At 46.4% G+C, this 22,744-nt stretch carries 17 protein-coding genes; 11 read left to right on the top strand and 6 right to left on the bottom strand.

Going from position 1 to position 22,744, the window contains the following annotated elements:
* The first annotated feature begins 75 nt into the window (after positions 1–75).
* Together M2387_RS08105 and M2387_RS08110 are read left to right on the top strand one after the other, a co-directional pair.
* Positions 76–3,237 (top strand): response regulator, encoded by a 3,162-nt coding sequence (locus M2387_RS08105; protein WP_259048651.1) that lies wholly within the window; start codon positions 76–78, stop codon positions 3,235–3,237.
* Between the two features lie 27 nt (positions 3,238–3,264).
* The gene (locus M2387_RS08110; protein WP_259048652.1) at positions 3,265–3,915 is read left to right on the top strand and encodes a response regulator; all 651 of its coding nucleotides are present in this window, start codon (positions 3,265–3,267) and stop codon (positions 3,913–3,915) included.
* A gap of 80 nt (positions 3,916–3,995) precedes the next feature.
* On the opposite strand, the gene tehA is transcribed toward M2387_RS08110, so the two are convergent.
* Entirely contained in the window at positions 3,996–4,955 is a 960-nt protein-coding gene (gene tehA, locus M2387_RS08115) for a dicarboxylate transporter/tellurite-resistance protein TehA (protein WP_259048653.1), read from the bottom strand.
* Between the two features lie 225 nt (positions 4,956–5,180).
* Here tehA and M2387_RS08120 point away from each other — a divergent pair, with 225 nt between their 5' ends.
* On the top strand, positions 5,181–6,494 hold the full coding sequence (locus tag M2387_RS08120; RefSeq protein WP_259048654.1) for an NAD(P)/FAD-dependent oxidoreductase: 1,314 nt from the start codon (positions 5,181–5,183) through the stop codon (positions 6,492–6,494).
* Between the two features lie 34 nt (positions 6,495–6,528).
* Positions 6,529–7,524 (top strand): dipeptidase, encoded by a 996-nt coding sequence (locus M2387_RS08125; protein WP_259048655.1) that lies wholly within the window; start codon positions 6,529–6,531, stop codon positions 7,522–7,524.
* A 63-nt stretch (positions 7,525–7,587) separates the two neighbouring features.
* Here the strand turns inward: M2387_RS08125 and M2387_RS08130 are convergent, their stop codons facing one another.
* From M2387_RS08130 to M2387_RS08140, 3 genes are all read right to left on the bottom strand, one after another.
* Positions 7,588–8,958 carry a class-II fumarase/aspartase family protein gene (locus M2387_RS08130; RefSeq protein ID WP_259048656.1) on the bottom strand — a complete coding sequence of 457 codons (1,371 nt, stop codon included), beginning with the start codon at positions 8,956–8,958 and terminating at the stop codon, positions 7,588–7,590.
* 13 nt (positions 8,959–8,971) lie between these two features.
* Positions 8,972–10,528 carry a PTS transporter subunit EIIC gene (locus tag M2387_RS08135; protein WP_259048657.1) on the bottom strand — a complete coding sequence of 519 codons (1,557 nt, stop codon included), beginning with the start codon at positions 10,526–10,528 and terminating at the stop codon, positions 8,972–8,974.
* Positions 10,529–10,693: 165 nt separating this feature from the next.
* Positions 10,694–11,434 (bottom strand): MurR/RpiR family transcriptional regulator, encoded by a 741-nt coding sequence (locus M2387_RS08140; protein ID WP_259048658.1) that lies wholly within the window; start codon positions 11,432–11,434, stop codon positions 10,694–10,696.
* 432 nt (positions 11,435–11,866) lie between these two features.
* Here M2387_RS08140 and M2387_RS08145 point away from each other — a divergent pair, with 432 nt between their 5' ends.
* A complete protein-coding gene (locus tag M2387_RS08145; RefSeq protein ID WP_259048659.1) occupies positions 11,867–13,018 on the top strand; it encodes a lytic polysaccharide monooxygenase in 1,152 nt (383 codons plus the stop codon).
* A 127-nt stretch (positions 13,019–13,145) separates the two neighbouring features.
* Here the strand turns inward: M2387_RS08145 and M2387_RS08150 are convergent, their stop codons facing one another.
* Together M2387_RS08150 and M2387_RS08155 are read right to left on the bottom strand one after the other, a co-directional pair.
* A complete protein-coding gene (locus M2387_RS08150) occupies positions 13,146–13,979 on the bottom strand; it encodes a MurR/RpiR family transcriptional regulator (RefSeq protein ID WP_259048660.1) in 834 nt (277 codons plus the stop codon).
* A gap of 23 nt (positions 13,980–14,002) precedes the next feature.
* A complete protein-coding gene (locus M2387_RS08155) occupies positions 14,003–14,152 on the bottom strand; it encodes a hypothetical protein (protein ID WP_259048661.1) in 150 nt (49 codons plus the stop codon).
* A 112-nt stretch (positions 14,153–14,264) separates the two neighbouring features.
* Between M2387_RS08155 and M2387_RS08160 the strand changes: the two genes are divergently transcribed.
* From M2387_RS08160 to M2387_RS08185, 6 genes are all read left to right on the top strand, one after another.
* Positions 14,265–15,770, top strand: a complete 1,506-nt coding sequence (locus M2387_RS08160) for a CoA-acylating methylmalonate-semialdehyde dehydrogenase (protein WP_259048662.1) — start codon at positions 14,265–14,267, stop codon at positions 15,768–15,770.
* Positions 15,771–15,781: 11 nt separating this feature from the next.
* Positions 15,782–17,710 (top strand): 3D-(3,5/4)-trihydroxycyclohexane-1,2-dione acylhydrolase (decyclizing), encoded by a 1,929-nt coding sequence (iolD, locus tag M2387_RS08165; RefSeq protein WP_259048663.1) that lies wholly within the window; start codon positions 15,782–15,784, stop codon positions 17,708–17,710.
* Positions 17,711–18,024: 314 nt separating this feature from the next.
* Positions 18,025–19,038, top strand: coding sequence for an inositol 2-dehydrogenase (gene iolG, locus M2387_RS08170; RefSeq protein WP_259048664.1), 1,014 nt, complete (start codon positions 18,025–18,027; stop codon positions 19,036–19,038).
* Positions 19,039–19,171: 133 nt separating this feature from the next.
* Positions 19,172–20,101 (top strand): substrate-binding domain-containing protein, encoded by a 930-nt coding sequence (locus M2387_RS08175; protein WP_259048665.1) that lies wholly within the window; start codon positions 19,172–19,174, stop codon positions 20,099–20,101.
* A gap of 47 nt (positions 20,102–20,148) precedes the next feature.
* Positions 20,149–21,696, top strand: a complete 1,548-nt coding sequence (locus tag M2387_RS08180; protein WP_259048666.1) for a sugar ABC transporter ATP-binding protein — start codon at positions 20,149–20,151, stop codon at positions 21,694–21,696.
* An 11-nt stretch (positions 21,697–21,707) separates the two neighbouring features.
* Positions 21,708–22,736 (top strand): ABC transporter permease, encoded by a 1,029-nt coding sequence (locus M2387_RS08185; protein ID WP_259048667.1) that lies wholly within the window; start codon positions 21,708–21,710, stop codon positions 22,734–22,736.
* The last annotated feature ends 8 nt before the right edge of the window (positions 22,737–22,744 follow it).

Below are 22,744 nucleotides of genomic sequence, written 5' to 3' on the forward strand. Positions count from 1 at the left end.
ATGCGGGAAACTCCTTTAGTCAAAATCCTTCAATGGTCGCGGCGACACAACTGGTTACTATTCGGAATAGTACCCTTGACCTTTGCACTTGCACTTCTGCTCCTGTGGGGAAGTTTACGCATTATTGAACAAGAGAAGAAACGTCTGGTGCTGGACTTTTCAACGCTCGTCTCCTATGCCCGCGAACAGGAGAAATTTTTACAGGATATCAACGACCCGCAGGATTTCTCTTTCATCGCTAAAAATGAAAGCGTATTAAATAGAGGCGTTATTGAGAAGTATCCTGGTACTCATGACGACTATTATAGCATCCCTGAGTCACAAGCTAATATGACCTATTCATGGGAATGTTCAAAAAATGCTGACTGCACTAAAACAGAACATGATATTACCCCCTATGGCATTTATCTTTCTTATAAATTTTTGAATTTTTGGTCATCGTCTTACTTTCCTTCATCATCCGTCTGGTTAATTTCAGCAAATGATATTGTTAATATTGGCGTACCTGCTCTGGATGACGATGATACAGATTTCAAAGAGGAACTTACTGAATATCAGAGCGTAACAAAAGCAACAGAACAGTACATTTCTCAGAAAGGGATTAAAGGCTGTCAGATTGCTGATGATAATAATAAAGTAGTCTGGTTTAAAGATGAAAACCTTTCAGGCAAGTTGCTCGGTATCATTATGACCGAAATCGAGACCACCGAGCCAGTTTCGACCAGTAAAACCAATGACTGTTTATATGCCGTCGCTGTTCTCGACCCACAGAGAATTAATATCCTTGAGCGTGCGGTTTATCCGATGCTTGATAGTTCATTTTGGTTACAGCGCCGTGATAATTTCTGGTTTGCACACCAGCACTACGGTACTTTATTGGGTGACGGTGACGCACCGTCATTTGATGAGCAAGGTATGTACTTTACGACCGATGGTATCGTTTTTAAAGTAAATGACGACAGTGAAAACTGGACCGGTTATTACCTTGTCAGCTACCTGAATTTCTTCCAGGACAATACCTGGTTATCGGGTGGATTAATCACCATTATTCTTTTCAGTCTGTTTGGCAGCCTGGCATATAACCGCTGGTATACACAGCGAGTTATTAAACCTGCGCAAGTTGCCCATGATAAACTATTGGAAAGTGATGAGTTTAGTAAAACACTCATTCAAACGGCTCCCGTTGCCGTTTGTCTGCTCTCCCGTGAAAACTGTAACGTTATTTTTGCCAATGAGCTGGCATTAGAATGGTTAAATCCGGATGACAACGGCAAAATAGGTATCAGTAGCTGGTCAGATAATATGCTGTGCCAGGTGATGCGTGACAATAAGGCCGGTATGATTGAACAGCTGGTCATTTCCGAAGCATTAACGGTAAACGTGAGTTACGTACCGACACGTTATAAACAGAGTGATGTCATACTCTGCGCCTTTACAGACGTCAGTATTCATGTCGAAACTGAACGCCACTTAAAACAGGCCAGGCTTGCAGCCAATGAAGCTAATGAAGCTAAAACCTTGTTTTTAGCGACGATGAGTCATGAAATACGCACACCACTGTACGGTACTCTTGGTACCATAGAGCTGCTTTCTTTAACTGAACTGAATACTAAACAACGTCAATATCTGAACCGAATTGAAATAGCTTCTCAGTCGCTGATGCAGCTGATCAGTGATATTCTTGATATCAGTAAAATTGAAGCTAATCAGTTGCAGCTGGAAAATATTCCATTTAACCCTATTGAGCTCATTCAGGGTTGTACCGGCTCCTACTCTTCGGTAGCTTATAATAAAGGGTTGCTGCTATTTTCCATTGTCCCGACCGATCTTCCCTCTCAGGTTTATGGCGATCCTAATCGACTTCGTCAGATTATTAATAATTTAATCAGTAATGCAATAAAATTCACCGATTATGGCTATGTGATTGTTCGTCTTAGCCAGGCAAAAAAAACGACAACTCAGTCCCGTTTGCTCATAGAAGTATTAGATAGTGGTATGGGAATAGCAGAAGAACATCTCAAAAACCTGTTTAAACCCTTCTTCCTTATTAACTCGGAGAATAACATTTCCAGCGGTGCAGGCCTCGGGCTATTTATTTGTTCGCGCCTGGCCGGGTTAATGGGTAGTGAGATGGCGGTCGTTAGCGAACCGCGTATTGGCAGTAAGTTTTCAGTTGAAATCGATTTTACTTTACCGGATGTCAGTCTGCCACCTGCTATCACGCCAAAACTCGATCAGGTGAATATTGTGGTACGTAGTCCTCACCCTGATTTAACAAAAAATATTGTACTATGGCTCAATAGCTGGGGGGCAAATGCCAAAGCATTAGCCGAACAGATGTCCTATGACGACAAACAAGCCACCTTAGTTGATATTCAATTAAAAAAAGAAGCATCGCCCCTGAACTGGGAAGGTCAGACGGTCGCTATTTCACTGTCAGAACAGTTTGATTACGCTTATAATATAGACGTACACAATATATTTAGCATCGGCTTTGGTTTGGAGCAGTTTTTCCATGGAAGTATCACACAACAATCTCAGCAGCCTGTTTTTCCTCATTTCTCAATCAGTGTTTTAATCGCTGAAGATAATCCGCTCAATCAAATCACGCTCAAGGAACAGCTTGAACTACTGGGTTGCGCGGTGACTCTGGCGAGTGATGGCGAGGAGGCATTAGCCCTGTGGGATATATCGCCAAGTGATATCATTTTTACTGATGTTAATATGCCCTATCTCAATGGGTATGGACTCGCGACAAAATTACGTTCTGAAGGTGTCACCGTCCCGATTATTGGACTTACCGCTAATGCCATGCTTGATGAAGAAAAACGTTGTATCGAATCAGGGATGGATGCCTGGTTGGTCAAACCGATAGAATTGAAAAAACTTGCTGAAATTTTAAGAAATTATGTAGGAACTGAGCACTTAAAACATATTGATGAGTCGTTACTCGCGCTGCCTGGGATAGATATTCTTACTAAGCATCGGGATATCTTTATTCAATCAATGAGTGATGATCTGGAAATCCTTCAGAAATCGATAATCAGCCTGGATGTAAAGATGATAATCATGACTTTACATCGAATGAGAGGTGCTTTAGTACTTGCTAACTATCATGATCTTTCTCTACGACTGGAAGTTATGGGAGAATATTTAGAGTCATACGGCATGGATGAAAAAGGTACTCCGCAGGTAAATGCCTTAGTTAGTGAGATACAACTGCTGATTGAGCAGTAAATAGATTCCTGAACCAAGAGAAAAAAGATGAAAAAGATGCGAGTGGTATTGGTAGACGATCATCAAGTCGTTTTGGCTGGAATGAAAGATTATATTAATCAGTTACCTAACGTTGAGGTTATTGGCACCTATTCGACATCTTCAGCCCTAATCAAAAGCTTAGAGACTGACATACCTGATATCATTATTACCGACTACAATATGCCTAAAGATGAGCTTTATGTAGATGGTATTCGGTTTGTCAGCTATTTGAAGAGAAGCTATCCGCAGATTAAGTTGCTGGTACTGACCATGATTACCAACTCGATGATCGTCTCATCTTTATATGATTTTGGGATAGCCGGTGTCGTTTACAAACAAGATCCGCTTGATGAAATGCGTAAAGCACTGCATGCCATTAAAATGAATAATACTTATTATCCTCCTTCCTTTAACGCGGAGTCACATAAAGTAAAAAAGAAGCCCCTGCTTAACGATAAAATAAATAGTCTTTCGCCGAGAGAATTTGAAGTTCTGCGTTACTTTGTCTCTGGCGAATCCATCGTGAGCATCTCCACCAGGCTTAATCGCAGCGCTAAAACAATCAGCTTACAAAAAAACTCAGCAATGAGAAAACTGGATATTGATAATAATCAGGAGCTTATACAGTTCTGTACCCTGAATAATATTTTTGATTAAATATTATTCAGGGTAATCGCTGACAAACAGATGTTTCGAGCCCATCTTCAGCCGAATCAGTGTCAGCGAGGCCAAATCGGCTATTTTTTAGGTAATAACCGACCTCTAACCAGCAGCAAAAGTGTTTTTACGATAAGCCCACCCAGCAGCAAATTAGCCAGCGAAAATAATATCCAGGCTAACACGTGCATATCGTCCCCCGGCCGGCTGTGTGCCAGCCGCAGGGCTGCATTTGCCATTGCAGAGAGTCCGAACGAAAATGCCCACATCGCCGGGCTAAAACCGCCGGCAAAAAACCATCTCACCAGTCGCAGCATAAAGAACAGTTGCAGTAAGCCATACCCCAGCAGTAACAGGGCAAAGATATCAAAATGGTTACCGTTGACACATAACCATGCGTAACAGGCGACAAAAGCCGGAGCGAGCTGGATACCAATCACGCCTCGGGCCGGGCTGGCCAGCGCCGTTTGCGTACGCAGGCGATGAATAATGGCGGGTTCCAGCGTCAGCCATGAAATCAGCCCAGCCCCCAGAAAGAGCGCACCGATATCCTGATGTCCGGCGGTACCAAAAGCCATGGCGCAGATAAAATTGGCCGCAACGGTTGGCAGATAAAAACCCGGAGTGGTGGCTTCGTGAGTAAACTCACCGCGCCACAACGGGGCGCAACGCCATGCGGAGAAAACAAGCTGGCCGATAGCGCCGACTATCATGAGAGTATTAGCGAGAATCAGATGATAAGGATGCAGCCCTATCGAAACCAGCACGCCGCCCGCAGGAAGCAGGCTGATAAAACTAAACTGATTATTATTCAGAAACTCATCATGTACCGCTTTCGGTTCTGTCAGGCAGCGGGCAGCATAAATCAGCGCCAACGTTAGCCAGATAAAACTGCCAGCAAAAATCAGCGTTTCACCGAGCCAGGCCGGGCCAATCCCCAGAGTCGCGGCATAGCGCCAGCTGCTGCCCAGCCCAAACACACCCAGAACTATCCCAAAAAAGCTAACGGGAACCCGATGAACAAACTGCTTCAATGACATGACGATTAGCCGAAAAGAAAAATAAGTAACGAGATTATAGGCAAAGAAAATCATCAGCAATAAGCACCTGTCGTCGGTTTGCGTCCGGCTTAAGCATCGATTAGCTTATTTATGCATAAGAATAAGAGATTTAAGTCTTAGGCATTCATTTATCACTGCATGTAAAATTTCTTTTCAATATCAGCCTGTTTTGCTGGGAAGAAGCGAAAACACATCAGAATAATAATGAATTTTAAAAAACTCCCTTTTGACCAAAATATTAATGGCTGGTCTGCCATTACAGATTCCACGGCCTGTTATCCTGCGCTGAATCGAAAAATTACGGCTGACTGGTTAGTCATAGGCGCGGGTTACGCCGGGCTGGCATTTGCACGACGGATTGCTGAACTACGCCCGCAACAGCATGTGGTGGTGCTGGATGCCGTTGATATTGCGGACGGTGCTTCCGGGCGCAACTCCGGATTCGTCATTGACCTGCCGCACACTGTCGGAAGTTCTTCGGCTGAATTAGACCATGCGAATAGCTATCGGCGTTTACTGCAGTACGGTGTCAGTCACCTCAAAGACACTGTCGAGGGTCAGAATATTCAGTGTGACTGGAGAAATGACGGCAAGTATCACTGTTCAGTCAGTCCCGATTTCGATAATGAAATTGAGCACTATCAGCAGACATTGCGCACGCTTGGCGAAGATTTTCAGTTACTGGAAAGCCAGGAACTCCGTCAGCGGCTGGGAACCGACTTTTATCGACGTGCTGTCTATACCCCCAATTGCATTCTGGTTAACCCCGCCGCGCTGATTGCCGGTCTGGCGGAGAGTTTGCCTGAAAATGTTTCTATTTACGCACAGTCGCCCGCACTGGAGATAACGACCCAAGGGGGAATTAGGGCGATTACCCCGCATGGGGAAGTGCAGGCAAATAAACTGATGTTTGCCATTAATGGTGCCGCGCGTGGTTTACCACACTTTAAAGGCAGCGTGTTTGCGATGTCGACCTTTGCCACGCTGACTGAACCCCTGACGTCTTCACAGCGTGCACGGCTGGGAGATATCACATCCTGGGGTCTCACTCCCGTCAATGCCCTTGCCGGTGCCACACTCCGTTATACATCCGACCATCGATTTCTGATCCGCGAGCACGTTAATTTCGCCCCTGACCTGCAAACCAATGCCGTCGAAACAGGGCGTCATGCGCGCCGCCATCAACAACTGTTCTTACGGCTTTACCCACAGCTGGAGGATGTTGCCATGGCTTACAGCTGGTCTGGTTTGATAAGCATTACGCGTAATGGCGCACCTGTCTGGGGTGAGCTTGCGCCTAATATTTATTCCGCCGCGGGCTGCAACGGCGCGGGTATCTCTAAGCAAAGTGCCTTTGGCCGTCTGTTAGCGGAACAAGCATTAGGGGAGGACAACCCGTTGTTGTCCGATCTGATTTCATTGGGTCGTGCCAATTACCTGCCCCCTCGCCCATTTCTTGATATGGGTGTAAAAGGTTTTATGGCCCGGGAACGCTGGCGCTCACGACATGAAATTTAATACGTAACCTGATGGCTAAAAAACGAGAATAGAGATGACAATACCCACACTGCAGCAACAAGCTAAAACGCTATACGCTAATGCGCTGGTATGGGACGGGCATTCCGGTTTTATGCCCGACCCTGCAGCCGACCTGAATAATCTGCAATTGTGGCGTGAGGCAGGTATTCACTATCTTTCGATTAATGTCGGTTTTGACGTGCTGCCCTGGGAACAAAGCGTACGTAATCTGGCCGCCTTTCGTCACTGGATACTCGACAACCCGGATGACTATCAGTTGGTCAGCCATGCACAGGATATTCTGACTGCCCGTGCAGCAGGAAAGCTGGCAGTGACATTTGATCTTGAAGGGATGAATGCGCTGGACGGGCGTGTGGAGATGGTGGAGTTTTATCATCATCTGGGTGTGCGGCAGATACTCTTCGCCTATAACCGTAATAATCTGGCGGGTGGCGGTTGTCACGACAAGGATATCGGGCTGACTAGCTTCGGGAGTGAAGTGATTGATGAAATGAACAGACTGGGCATGTTTGTTGATGTTTCACACTGTAGCTATCGCACCAGTATTGAAGCGATGGAGTACTCAAAAAAACCGGTGATATTCTCTCACTCTAATCCGCTGGCAGTCACTCGTCACGGCCGTAATATCAGCGATGAGCAGATCCGTGCCTGTGTTAAAACCGGTGGTCTGATTGGGGTCAATGGTATCGGTACATTTCTGGGTCACACACAACCTGATGCTGCGCTATTAACCCACCATATCGACTATCTGCTAAAAGTAGCGGGCCCGCGTCACGTTGGAATCGCTCTGGATTACGCCTTTGCTGTCGGAAATACCAGTACCGAAGAGATTTTAGCTGCGCATCCTGAGTACTGGCCGCAAGAAGAGTACAACGATACCAGCGGTTATGTCGCACCCGATGCCCTGGAGCAGGTGGTAGCCGAGCTATTACAACTGGGACATAGCGAGAAAACGATTCGCAATGTACTGGGAGATAATTTCTATCGGTTAGCCTGCGAAATTTGGTGAAGTATTAAGGTATTATCGTTTAAAGAGAGTTATCCTGGATAAGATAACTCTCTTTATAGCCACTTACTTATAATGCTGCTTAATCTCTTGGGCGATAGCAAAACCACGCCGTGACTCTTTCTCTGCTATTTCAACCGATAGTCCAATATAAGCTCTGGGATCCAGCATATGTTTAATTTCATCCTCATTAAACGCAGCTGAAATAACCTCGTTGTTAATCAGGTTGGTGTAAAAATCTTCGCCGTCGGCTGCGGTCTTAATCGCTTCATCATAGAGTAGTGAGTGTGCTTTATCTTTACCCAGCTTTTCAGCCATCTTCATCATCACGTATTCAGTATTATCTAAGCCTTTATTTCTTAATACGTTATGTAGCATTCTTTCTTCATGAGGAACCAGAGTTCTGGAAAGCTCTTCAGTTCTTAACAGGATCTCGGTCGTTAACTCTAATGCTTCTTCAAGTAACCCATCAAATAACATGTATGAACTGCTGTCACCTTCATAAGGTCTGACAGCTGAGTACATACCTACACTCGGTAAAGAATAAAGTTTCTGCGAATTAGCGATAATACCTTTGGCTAATTTCGGGTTAATTTTATGCGGCATGGTGCTACTACCTACAGTGCCCTTGGTAAACCCTTCGGAAACCTCGGCTATCTCTTCGAGTGTCGTGCTGTAAACCTCTTCACCGATTTTATGACAAATATTCGCCATCAGGGCCAGATTAGAAATATATTCTAATTTATGGGTACTCAGGTTTCTGGAGGGAACCTCCATAGCTTCCATGCCGGTCAGTTCAGCCACTCTTTTTTGAACCGCCATGCCAACGCCAGGCATTGAGTTAAAAGCGCCCACGGCCCCGCCCATCATGATGGTGAATACGCGTTTCTCGCACTCTTTCATACGCTGATAACAGTCGATAAAATCGCTTATCCATACCGAGACTTTGTAGCCATAGGTGATAGGAATCGCATGCCGACCATGCGTTCTGCCCGGCATCACCATTTTTTTGGTTTTCTCAGCTAAATTAGCCAGATTTTCAATAATTTCGCTGAGCAGTAACATAAATTTATGATGCACTGTTTTCATCATATACAGCTGTGAACTTTGCTGAATATTTTGCGTGGTAATACCGTAATGAATATATTTACCACTTTCTTCTGAGCAAGCATTCACTAATACTTTTAAAAAAGGAACAAAGCCATGGCCAATTTTTTGATAAATACGGCTCATTTCTTCAAAATCGATATTCTCTATGATAGCTTTTTCTTTTATTTCATCAGCCGCTGATTGTGGAATAAAACCAAGTTCAGCTTGGGCTTGAGCTAACATAGACTCGAACATTAACCAGGTTGAATACTTTGCTTCATTAGATAGCAAGTCTTTGATACCACGGTCGTCGATTGTTTTACTCTTTGAATCATATAAAGCTCTCATAATATATCCTTGTTTATTTCTTCATTGCGTCATCAACAGCATTGCGAACGAATTCAACCTTCGGTCCATAAACGACATGAATATGATTTTCCGTTGGGAATAAAAATGCTGAACAACCTGACTTCAATATTAAATCTTTATCGATTTTATCCGCCTCTGCGATATCAATGCGAAGCCGGGTAATACAGTTATCGACGTTACGGATATTTTGTTTGCCACCTAAGGCCTCAAGCAGAATAGCTGCCGCTTCTCCGTAGCGTTTCTCTTTGATTAAGGTGCTTTTAATACTAGCAGACTCTTCTCTGCCCGGTGTTTTGATATCAAATCTCACAATGGAGAAGTAGAAGATGAAGTAAGTGACGACGGCTAAACAGCTACCGATGAGGACCAGGAAAATCCAGTTAGTATGTTCGTAGAGCAGACCAAATATGGTGAAGTCAAAAACAGTACCCCGGATATACCCTATCGCTACACCCGCCAGTGAGAGTAATACCGCGCCAATACCGACGATCATGGCATAGATGAGATATAACAGCGGTGCAATAAAGACAAAGGTAAACTCTAGCGGTTCAGTGACATTACCGAGCATCGCGGTTAATACCATGGTCACGAGCATCGATTTCACTTCTGCGCGATTTTCTTTTCTTGAGGTTCTATAAATCGCCAGGGCTATCGCCGGGAATAAGAATAGCGTCACCAGCATTTGTTGCTGAGCCATAAAACGTGTCAGGCTTGGCATCATTGACCAGTATTCACTGTTTGGCCCTTGCTTAAACAAGACTTCTGTCATCGCCGGGACAACACCAACAAAGGTTTCTCCATCAATAACATAAGAACCACCGGCTTCAGTAAATCTGAACAGCACGTTCCAGACGTGGTGTAATCCGAATGGGATAAACAGTCGTTCTCCCCCGGCCGTAAAGAATGGCCCGACAGGGCTGAGGATAACCGCAGATAATTTCATTAAACCAAGAACTAAAACTTCCCAGATAAAGGGTAGAAAGGCTCCAACGACCATCATCAGGCCAATCATGATAATGGAGACAGACTTTTTCCCGGCGAAGAAAGCAAATGCGGTAGGTAGTTCAAGGTTATAAAATTTATCAGTCGCCCAGGCAGCAATCAGACCGGTGATAATCCCCCCGGCGGCGCTGATATTCATGGTTTGAATGCCCAGAACTTTGATTTGTCCGACCTGGGTCATCACCGCCGCATCCGCCAGTTTGCCATTCAGTATCAGCCAGACATTGATAGTGATTATCAATGTTAAGTATCCGACCACCGAGGCAAAAACCGCTATTCCTTTATCCCGCTGACTCATGCCATAAGCAACCCCCATCGCAAACAGCAGTGGAATATTGTCAAAAATAACACCCGCAATAGAACGAATACTGACTAGTAGCTCATTGACCGTTTCGTTTCCAAGGAAAGGGAATCGAGCAATCATATAAGATTGAACTAAAGCTCCGCTGATACCCAGAACCATACCAATGGGAGCCAGAACACCGATAGGAAGAAGCAACGTTCTCCCAAACCGCTGAATTGAATCACTAAACTTTCTCTTAGCCATATACTATCCTGATGACAATGAATGTTTAAATTATTGCCATACTAGCATTGATATTTTTTTAGCAAATGATTCTGCGGTTTTAAATATTAACTAAGGTCACAAAATATGACCTGGGACATTTCAGGAAGAGAGGTAACTTAAACTCAAATAACCATATAAATTTGATTACATTAGTTGCTCTAATTCATATACCAGTAAATCAACTAAAATAAAAAACCCCACCCTGGATTTAGTATCATCTTTTTTTGTGTCGTGATTATCAGCGAAACAAAAAAGATTATGGTTAGCATAGGTTGTGAGTTCATTAGAATGAAATGCCGTCATACTAATAATATCCGCCTCTTTTAATTGAACCGCTTTTGCGGTTTCAATGATTTTCTTGGTCCCACCGGATAAAGAAATAAACACCACGGTATCGTCACTGCTGACTAACCGCGTAAAAGAATCGGACAAGTTATAATCATTGATAAAAAAGCAATGCAATCCTAATGAAAACAACAAGTGTTCAAGATAGTAACCAACGGCTTTACTGGTTCCTCGGGTGACAATGAAAATATTTTTTGCATGACGTAAAGATTTAGCGCAGTCATGGATCTGTTCTTCATTGATCAGAGTAAAGCTTTTATTGATGTTTCTTTCCAGCTGTTTTTTAAACGAAGGCAGATTTTGGTTTTTATTTTTGTTTTCAGCTAAAATATGCTCATTGATCTTGAACTTAAGCTCTTTATAGCCATTGAAGCCGAGCTTTTGAGACAGATTGACGATCACGGTCTTTGAGACAAAGGCTTTAGCCACTAACTCATTGATATTCAGCAAGGGAATGTCAGCGATATGATCGATAATGTATTTTAGTGCTTTTTTTTCACTGGTTGTTAAATCAGCGTAATTTTTCAAAAAATCCAACATACCCTGCCTTGTTCATTGAGTATCATACGCCACAGACCCTAAGATGACCTTAAATCGACGCAAGACACAAGTTTTATTGTAGCTTAAGAATGGCTCATATACGCGCCAGGATACAAGCACTTTCTGGAACTCAATATTCCAGAGTGTTGCCCGACATTTTTTATAGAGATGATGAAAATAAGTAATATTTAGTCGTGATCCATTCATCACATTAGCGATTATCCTATTTTTGTATTTCTGTGATTATTACTTACTATTTAATAAAAAAATATTTTTATTTATACCAATCATTGTTTTTCACTAACTGACATGATAAAAAATTCACGTTGTCATTTATTTCTTATGATGACATCAATCAGGTTATTTTATATTTAATCATCATATATTTAACATATACCAAGCTATATATTCAATATAAAAGGAAAATACTATATGGACATTAAATATATACTCCCTTCATTATTTTTGGTAACGTCATCCTGTGTGTTTTCAGATATTTTACCCAGGCATGGTTATATAAACTCCCCTCCAAGCAGAGCATTTCTTTGTTCTGGTTCAGGGAATAACGTGAATAAGATGTGTGGTCCTGTTCAATACGAACCTCAATCAGTTGAAGGGCTTAAGGGGTTTCCTGAAACAGGCCCCATGGATGGGAAGATCGCCAGCGGTGGTAATGCTAATTTTGATGCATTAAATGAACAGTCTCCTACCCGATGGAGTAAAACCAAAGTAAACAGCGGAAAGAACACCTTCTCCTGGACATTAACGGCTGCTCATCGTACGACATCATGGCGATTTTTTATCACTAAACAAAATTGGGATCCAACAACCCCCCTGGAGCGTTCTGATTTTGATTTAACACCATTCTGTGAGCAATTTGATAATGGTAAAATGCCTGCTAGCAAAGTAAAAATAAACTGTAATGTGCCGGAACGTCAAGGATATCAGGTAATTCTTGGAGTATGGGATATAGACGACACCGCGAATGCTTTTTATCAAGTCATTGATGCTAATATGACTGGCCATGATAACGGCAGTGGCAATGGCAATGGCAATGGCAATGGCAATGGCAGTGAGGATGATGATAAGAAAGATAAAGAATATCTAACCGAAGCTAACTTAGTTAAAGATCAAAAAGATAATGGCAGCTATGTATCATATAATCTTGAGGTTAAATCGGATGCCTACCCCGCTTCAACACCAGACTATAAATGGTCGTTACCAAAAAATGCAGAGCAGGTTGTGACTGCAGATAATTACAGCCGTTTTATTATTAATAAAAAAGATAATATACAAGAAGATAAAGTTAGAGTGAAAGTTATAGCGGGAAAAATCTCTAAAGTATTAATACAAGATATTAATGTTCCAGGATTAGTTCAGGAGCACGAATATGATTATATATTTCCAGATAATCTCGCATTTTATACAGCGGGTACAATAGTTTATCAGCCAAAAGATAAAAATACGTATGAGTGTAAACCTTTCCCTAACAGCGGTTTTTGTATCCAATGGTCTCCTGGCGCAAATCAATATGAACCCGGTGTTGGTTTCGCCTGGCAATCAGCCTGGACTTTGCTGGATTAAAATAATTGTTTTATACCAAAATGAACCGAGTTACTTATAGAAGTAAATAGAGGCAGTCGATTACCACAAATTCGACTGCCTTCTCTGTGGCAATATCCAGGCGACTTGAAGCATGGCACAGTAATAATCAGTTTTTCGACTCCCCCTGAAAATATGCCAGCGCAATCATCAGTGACTGAACCAGGCACAGGGTGGCTGACTGAGAGCGAAACGCATCAACCTGAGCCTCTTTAACCACAAAACACAGATCGCTGAAGGTCGCGAGCGGACTAATCTGGCTATCTGTTATCACTATTTGTCTGGCACCAGCATTGGCCGCTATTTCACTGATCATCACCGTTTCTTCGGCATAAGGCGAAAAGCTGATCGAGACTAACAGATCCTTTCCTGTAATACGGCTAACCTGCTCACGAAACATCCCGCCCATCCCGTCGAGTAATACCGGACGACATTCAAGATGGCTGAGGGCATAAGACAGATAAGCCGCAACGCTAAAAGAACGTCGCAGACCTACCACATAAATCGTTTCTGCATTCGCCAGCAGTTCTACCGCCTGCTCCAGCATTTCCGGCTTGGTACGCGCTGCTAATTGCTGTAAAGCCTGGGCATTAGAACGGGAGAATTCCTGCAAAATATCAAAGGGCGTTTCTGGTATTTCTTCACTTTCCATCTCACGAAATAATCGTGCCCGGTCAGTATAGCTCGCCGTTTCCTCCACCAGATTCATACGAAATAATTGTTTCATTTCATTGAATCCACTGAAATTAAAAGCATTGGCAAAGCGGATCAAGGTGGAAGGTGGAACCCCCGCTCGTTCAGCTATTATCGCGACGGTGTCAAAGGCCACGCTATTGGTGTTATCCAGTACATAGCGTGATACCTGCTGCAGCCGTTTGCTCAGGTCATCATAGCGCTCACGGATCTGCTCTTGCAGTTCACTTAAACTCGTCGCAGTGCTCAATGTTATTCCCCTTAAAAAGTGTACTAACGGGTATTTAAACGCAGTAAAGCAGAAAATGAAACAGATGTACCGTTATCATCTTTCGCATAAACGCCCCAATTCCCTGTCTGTGCCTGTCGCCTGGCGGACTGTGCCAGCGATCGTCCAATGTCGGTTATGTATGGTGTAAACATCAAAATTGATTCTTGATCACAATAATCAATATTTATTTTATTTCAAGCTGAAATGAAATGTTTGTTTCATATACAGTGTTCAGGACATCTATTTAACAGCGAGAGGGTAGATATGGAGACGGTAGCGAATTTTATTCACGGCAAATGTATCACGGGTGACAGCCAGCGCGTTCAGGCAATCTTTAATCCGGCCACCGGAGCACAGATCCGTCAGGTTGCTATGAGTACGGTACAACAGACAGAACAAGCTATTGCTGCCGCGCAGCAAGCTTTCCCCGACTGGTCCCGCCAGTCTCCGCTCAAACGTGCCCGTGTCTTATTCCGCTTTAAAAGTTTGCTTGAACAGCATATGGATAGCCTGGCAAAACTCATTAGCGAAGAACACGGCAAAGTCTATTCTGATGCCGTCGGTGAACTGACACGCGGCCTGGAAGTGGTTGAGTTCGCCTGCGGTATTCCACATCTACAAAAAGGTGAGCATTCTGCCAATGTCGGTACCGGCGTTGACAGCCACTCACTGATGCAACCGCTAGGGGTCTGTGCCGGAATCACGCCGTTTAACTTCCCGGCCATGGTGCCGATGTGGATGTTCCCTATTGCGCTGGCAACGGGAAATACTTTCGTACTTAAGCCATCAGAAAAAGATCCCTCCCTGGCAGTAAGACTGGCGGAGTTACTGAAAGAGTCAGGACTTCCTGATGGCGTCTTTAACGTGGTGCAAGGAGATAAAGAAGCCGTTGATGTGCTGCTAACCGACCCGCGTGTACAGGCCGTCAGTTTTGTCGGTTCAACGCCGATTGCTGAATATATCTACAACACCGCATCCGCCCACGGTAAACGCTGCCAGGCACTCGGTGGAGCAAAAAACCACTGTATCCTGATGCCGGATGCGGATATGGCGATGGCCACAAATGCCATTATGGGTGCTGCCTTTGGTGCTGCCGGGGAACGCTGTATGGCGCTGTCAGTGGTCGTTGCCGTCGGTGATAACGCCGCCGATACCCTCTGCTCCCAGCTGGAACAACAGATAGCTACCCTGCGCGTCGGCCCGGGCCTCGGCCACCAGCCAGAAAACGAAATGGGACCACTGATAAGCAGCGCACATCGTGCCAAAGTCCTGGGTTATATTGATAGCGGTGAGTCGCAGGGTGCCACGCTGCGTGTTGATGGACGTGGACTTAAAGTCGCGGGTAATGAGGAAGGTTATTTTGTCGGCCCGACACTGTTTGACCACGTCACGCCAGAGATGACAATTTATAAAGAGGAGATCTTCGGCCCGGTACTGAGCGTAGTGCGCGTGGCTGATTATCAAAGTGCCCTGAATCTGATTAATCAGCACGAATACGGTAATGGTACCGCCATTTTCACCCGCGATGGCGGAACAGCAAGACGTTTTTGTGAAGAGGTTCAGGTGGGTATGGTTGGCGTGAACGTGCCGATTCCGGTACCCATGGCGTTCCACAGTTTTGGTGGCTGGAAACGATCTATCTTTGGCCCCCTGAATGTCCATGGTAATGATGGTGTACGTTTCTATACTCGCATGAAAACCATTACTGCGCGCTGGCCGGAAAGCCATCACCAACAAGGTGCCGCATTTTCGATGCCGACACTGGGCTGACAGGGGAAAAAATGACAACACTACGTTTAACCATGGCGCAGGCGCTGGTCAAATTTCTTAATCAACAATACATTGATGCCGAGGGTGAGGAGCAGCCGTTTGTCGAAGGCATACTGACCATCTTTGGTCACGGAAATGTTTTAGGTATCGGCCAGGCGCTGGAAGAAGCCCCTGGCCATCTGAAAGTTTACCAGGGATGCAGCGAGCAAGGAATGGCCCACATTGCCACCGGGTTTGCAAAACAGCATCTGCGGCGTCGTATCTATGCGGTGACTTCTTCGGTAGGTCCTGGGGCTGCCAATATGATTACTGCGGCTGCGACAGCAACCGCTAACCGTATTCCATTACTGTTATTACCGGGGGATATTTATGCCAGTCGCCAGCCCGACCCGGTGCTACAGCAGATTGAGCAATACCATGACTTAAGTATCAGTACCAACGATTGCTTCCGTCCGGTATCGCGCTACTGGGATCGTATTAACCGTCCGGAACAGCTGATGAGCGCCATGCTAAGCGCCATGCGAGTGCTCACCAACCCAGCCGATACCGGAGCAGTGACTATCTGCTTACCCCAGGATGTGCAGGGTGAAGTCTGGGACTATCCGGCCAGCTTCTTTGCTCGCCGGGTACATCATATTGAACGCCGTCCACCGGATGAAAGTCGATTACAGGCAGCACTGGCACTGATTAAAAGTAAACGCCGACCTCTGGTGATTTGTGGTGGCGGGGTACGTTATTCAGGTGCCCATGACGCTTTTCAGGCATTTGTTGAAACGGCGCAGCTACCGTTCGCCGAAACACAGGCGGGTAAAGGTGCGCTAGTGAGTAATCACCCACTCAATCTTGGCGGCCTGGGGGTTACCGGGGGGCTTGCCGCTAATCTGCTGGCTCCCAAAGCAGACTTGATTATTGGTGTCGGAACACGTTTAACTGACTTTACCACCGGCTCAAAAGCGCTGTTTGCGCCCGATGCTGAGTTTCTGATGCTGAACGTGGCAGAGTTTGATGCCATGAAACTCGATGCCACGCCGCTGATAGCCGATGCCCGTATCGGACTGGAGCGATTAACGTCAGAACTCAGTGATATCAAGTATCGCGCGCAATGGGATGACGATATCCTGCATGCCAGAACGGCCTGGAATCAGGAGTGTCAGCGGCTATGGGAGCGTCACTGGCAGGCGGGTGACACGCCTGAAGTTGCCGGGCATCTTGATGAAACCTTGCGAGAGTACAGTGAGGCTCTCGGCACCTCACTGACGCAAACCCGCGTGCTGGGGCTTATCAATCAGCATATCGAAGATGATGCAATTGTGGTGGGTGCCGCAGGTTCACTCCCGGGGGATTTACAGCGGTTATGGCAGGTAAAAACGCCCGATAGCTACCACCTGGAATATGGCTACTCCTGCATGGGCTATGAAATAGCTGCGACGGTCGGGGCTAAACTGGCGAAACCCGCTCAGCCAGCCTACGCCATGGTGGGGGATGGTTCTTATATGATGCTCCATTCTGAGCTGCAAACCGCCGTGCAGGAGGGGGTGAAAATAACCGTCTTACTGTTTGATAACGCTGGGTTTGGTTGTATTAATAACCTACAGATGGGGCACGGTATCAGTAGTCTGGCAACCGAAAATCGCCAGCGAAACCCGACAACCGGCAAGCTTGACGGACCGCTGGTGAAGGTGGATTTTGCTAAAAATGCTGAGAGCTATGGCTGCCGTGCTTTTCGCGTTCATGATGAGCAAAGTCTGCTGGCAGCTCTTGAAGCCGCTAAGCTCGCTGATGGTCCGGTTTTACTTGATATCAAAGTGCTGCCTAAGACCATGACGCATGATTATGAGGCCTGGTGGCGAACCGGTGATGCCGAGGTAGCGCTGTCCCCTGCGGTAACTCAGGCTTTCGAAGAGACTCAGTCAATGCTCAAGCGCGCCCGTCAGTATTAACCCCCTGTTCCGCCTGTAAACCAGGCGGAACATTTATTTCATCTCGTTGTGGATAATCCCCTGTCAGTAGCCCATTCTCGCTAAATCTCTCAATTTCACCTTCTGTAAATTTTTCTGCTTAGCCAATATTGTGATTCCGATAACAAAAAGGATCCATCAGAGGAACAAAATGTTAACCCCCACACAAAAATGAAACTTTCAGTCTGCATTAAAATGAAATAAATGTTTTATTTTAGGTGTCGATTATTAGTTGCCTAGGGTGCCGGTGTTCTCCGGTATCAGAGATTAACGCAATACCCATTTCGGGAGCCGCTATGTTTAACATTGCTTTATTGGGTGCCGGCCGCATTGGCCAGATCCACGCTGCAAATATTGCCGCCCACAAAGAGACGACTCTGTGGTCAGTTGTTGATCCGAATGAAGAGAATGCCGCCCGTATTGCTGCCCAGTATCAAACCAAGGTACAGAGCGTAGACGAGGTCATGGCTGATACTAACGTACATGCTGTGCTGATTGCCTCAGCAACCGATACCCATGCAAACTTAATCGAACTTGCCGCCCGTCATGGCAAAGCGATTTTCTGTGAAAAGCCGGTACACCTTGACCTTGCCCGCGTTCGCGAATGTCTTGAAGTGGTAAAGGCAAATAGCGTCCCACTGTTTATTGGTTTTAATCGCCGTTTTGACCCGCAATTTCGTCGCGTCAAAACTGAGGTTCTTGAAGGCCGGATAGGCAAACCAGAATCCCTGCTGATTATCTCACGCGACCCTTCCCCGCCGCCGGTTGAATATGTGCGTGTTTCTGGCGGCATGTTCCGCGATATGACTATCCACGATTTCGATATGGCGCGTTTCATCATGGGTGAAGAGCCGGTCTCTATCTACGCTCAGGGAAGCAATCTGGTCGACCCTGCTATCGGTGAAGCGGGTGATATCGATACCGCGTTTATTGTCCTGAAATATCGTTCCGGGGCAATGGCGACCATTGTTAACAGCCGTCGTTCAGCCTACGGCTATGACCAGCGCATTGAATTACACGGCGCTAATGGCCTGCTGTCTGCCGGAAATATTCTGGAAAACCAGGTACAGCATCTCAGCTCTGCGGGTTGCCGGAGCGCCTTACCAGAGCACTTTTTCCTGCAACGTTACAAAGATGCCTATGCCGCAGAATGGCAGCATTTTGTTGGCGTTCTGCGCGGTGAAACTAAACCAGAATGTAGCGGCGAAGATGGTGAGCGTGCGCTGTATCTGGCCGACAAAGCACTGGAGTCCCTGCATAACCGGTGTGAAATAACGTTAGATACCCTAAATAATTCGAGTGGCTTGTAGGCGCCAAGTTCAGACAGGCGATGAGCATAGATAGACTATGTGATTCGGCTGTCTGAATGCAGGCAACACCCAAGCAACTTGAAGTATGACGGGTATAACCTTCGGTAGCCCTACAAATAGAAGAGATATAATAATGAAAAAACTCATTCTTGCCGCCCTTATCGCATTAACCACAACTCCTGCATTAGCCGCAAATGAACAAATTGTTTTTAGTACCCCAAACCTCGCCATGCCATTTGAGGTTCATATGCAGCGTACTGCCGTTAACGCTGCCAAAGAAATGGGCGTGAAACTTCAGGTTCTTGATAGCCAGGGTAGCTCACCGAAACAAGCCGCCGATCTGGAAAATGCCATCACCCGAGGCGCTCAGGGCTTTATCGTCTCTCCTAATGATATTAATGCTGTTTCAAGCGCTGTCGGTGAAATCCAGGACGCAAATTTACCGGTAGTGACTCTGGATCGTTCGGTTATTAGTGATAAAAAAGTACCGCATTTTGGTGCGAATAACTACAAAGGTGGGCAGGCCGTAGCGAGTTTCGTAATTGAGAAATTCCCTGACGGAGCAGATATCGTTCTGCTGACCGGTCAGCCTGGATCCTCTTCCAACATCGAGCGGACCAAAGGGATCCGCGATCGTCTGACTGAAGGCGGTAAAAAATACAATATCGTCGTCGATCAGACCGGAAACTGGATGCGTTCTGAAGGTATGCGCATTGTTGAAAGCGTGCTGCCATCCCTGGCGAAGAAACCACAAATTATTCTGGCAGCAAACGATGATATGGCTCTCGGTGCCATTGAAGCACTTCAATCACAAGGCATGAAACCGGGCGAGGTTCTGGTCACCGGCTTTGATGCAGTACCAGAAGCCCTGGAGAGAGTAAAAGACGGCTGGCTGGCAGTTACCGCTGACCAGCGTCCGGGCTATGCCGTCACCACCGCAATGACTCAGTTGGTCGAAAATATTCGCGATAAAAAGGCTATCACCGGAGCGGACTACGCGCCAACTCTGATAACCAAAGATAATCTCGATAAAGCAGAGCGTATCAGCGAAACCGGTAAATAAGCCTGTATACGCCCGTCTCACGACGGGCGTTACAAAGGAGCCAACTGATGTCACAGCCCCTATTAAAAGTTACCCATCTTGCCAAGAGTTTCTCCGGTGTCTGGGCACTCAGTGACGCCAACCTGAGCGTCGGAGCAGGAGAGATCCACGCCCTGCTGGGTGAAAATGGTGCCGGTAAATCGACGCTATTAAAAGCGCTGGCAGGCGCACAACCGCAAACGCGCGGTGAAATTTGGTTCAATGGTGAAATGCTGGGCATAGATGATTCGCCAGTGGAACGCCAGAACAAAGGCATCATTACTATTTATCAGGAATTTAACCTGCTGCCGAATATGACGGTGGCGGAAAATATGTTTCTGGGCCGCGAGCCGCGACGTCACAACCTGGTGGTCGACGCCAAAGCGGTTAATAACGAAGCTCAGGTCATTCTGAGTTATTTACAGCTGAATATCGCCCCAACGACTGCGGTTGCTCGTTTAAGCGTAGCCCAGCAGCAGATGGTTGAAATAGCCCGCGCCCTGACCCTTAACGCCAAACTTATCATTATGGATGAGCCTTCTGCGGCACTCAGTGATAGTGAAGTCGAAAGTTTGCACCGCGTGGTCCGTGAGCTTAAGGGACGCGGCGTGAGCATTATCTACGTCACACACCGTCTGCATGAAGTTTTCCAACTTTGCGATCGTTTTACCGTCTTTCAGGATGGGCGCTATACCGGTTCTGGCGACGTAGCAGGCACCAATGTTGAGCAAATTATCCGTCTGATGGTAGGCCGTAATGTGGTGTTTAACCGCCGCGACGCCAGTCTGACGCACCACCAGGATAAGCCGATACGTTTATCGGTAAAAGGATTAAGCCGCGAAAAACCGCCGCTCGATCCACACGGTATTGCACTGAAAGATGTCAGTTTTCATGTTCATGCCGGAGAAGTGCTGGGGATAGCAGGCCTGGTCGGTGCAGGTCGAACCGAAATAGCACGCTGCCTGTTTGGCGCTGACAAATTTACCACCGGCAGCTTTGAACTCGACGGTAAGCCTTACCAGCCTCGCGATCCGATGCATGCTTTGGATCAGGGCATTGCTCTGGTACCTGAAGATCGCAAAAAAGAAGGTGCCGTGCTGGGGTTATCGATCCGCGACAATATGTCTCTTTCCAGCCTTTCATCCTTGCTGACCTGGCGTTATTTCGTCAGCCCCCGCAAAGAAGATGCCCTGATTGCCGCTTACCGTCAGGCGCTGCAAATCAAAATGGTTAACCCCGAGCAGGAAGTGCGCAAGCTGTCCGGCGGAAATCAGCAAAAAGTGATTCTGGCGCGCTGCATGGCGCTGAATCCAAGGGTCTTGATTGTCGATGAGCCAACGCGCGGTATCGACGTCGGAACAAAATCTGAAGTTCATCAGGTGCTCTTTGACATGGCAAGCCGGGGGGTGGCAGTTATCGTCATCTCGTCCGATCTACCGGAAATACTGGCGGTATCCGACAGAATAATCACCCTGAGCGAAGGGCACATTACCGGCGAAATACACGGTGATGAAGCCAACGAAGAACGCCTGATGACAATGATGGCGATTAATCACAGTGCGTTAAACGCCGCATAACGGGAGCCCCCATGACGCAGATGATTTCTAAAACCCAGCCTGAGGAAAAGCGCGCATCGCGTATCGACTTTATCGGCTTTTTTGAGCGCTTCGGGGTCCTGATTTTTATGATCCTGCTGCTGATTTTTTTCCAGACGCAGAACAGTAATTTCCTGAGCGAACGAAATATATTAAACATTCTTACTGAAGTTTCGATCTACGGGATCATTGCTATCGGTATGACCTTCGTCATTCTGACTGCGGGTATCGACCTCTCGGTTGGATCGATTCTTGCGCTCTGTGCCATGACCGCAGCCTACGTCATTAAAGGCGATAACTTTACCACCGTTGATCCCGACGCCTGGGGCGGTCTGAGCTGGCTGTTAGCCATGGGTATTTGTCTGGCAATGGGTACGCTGATAGGACTGGTACAAGGGCTGGGTGTTACCCGTCTGCGCCTGCCTCCTTTCATTGTCACCTTAGGCGGTATGACTATCTGGCGCGGACTGACGCTGGTAATTAACGATGGTGCACCGATAGCAGGGTTTGATGCCGGTTATCGCTGGTGGGGACGCGGGGAAATGCTCGGCATCTCCATTCCCATTTGGATCTTCGCTTTTGTTTCCATCATCGGTTATCTGGCACTGCATAAAACCCGCTGGGGACGCTTCGTCTATGCCATAGGCGGTAACCCTGAAGCTGCAAGACTGGCAGGGGTCAATGTCAAACGTGTGCTGGTCAGCGTTTATGTGGTGATTGGTTGCCTGGCAGGACTGGCAGGCTTTGTACTGAGTGCTCGCCTGGGAAGCGCTGAAGCGGTCGCCGGGATCTCCTTTGAATTACGCGTTATTGCCTCAGTCGTTATTGGCGGAACTTCCCTGATGGGTGGCTATGGCCGCATCAGTGGGACAATTATCGGCGCAATCATTATGGGCATTTTAATTAATGGCCTGGTACTGATGAACGTTTCCGCTTACTACCAGCAAATTATTACCGGTCTGATTATCGTGCTGGCGGTTGCCTTTGATACCTATGCCAAGAGTCGTCGCGGCGCAATTTAGTTCAGGAG

The sequence above is a fragment of the Klebsiella sp. BIGb0407 genome, from assembly GCF_024807845.1.
In the GTDB taxonomy this organism is placed as follows: Bacteria; Pseudomonadota; Gammaproteobacteria; order Enterobacterales; family Enterobacteriaceae; genus JGM124.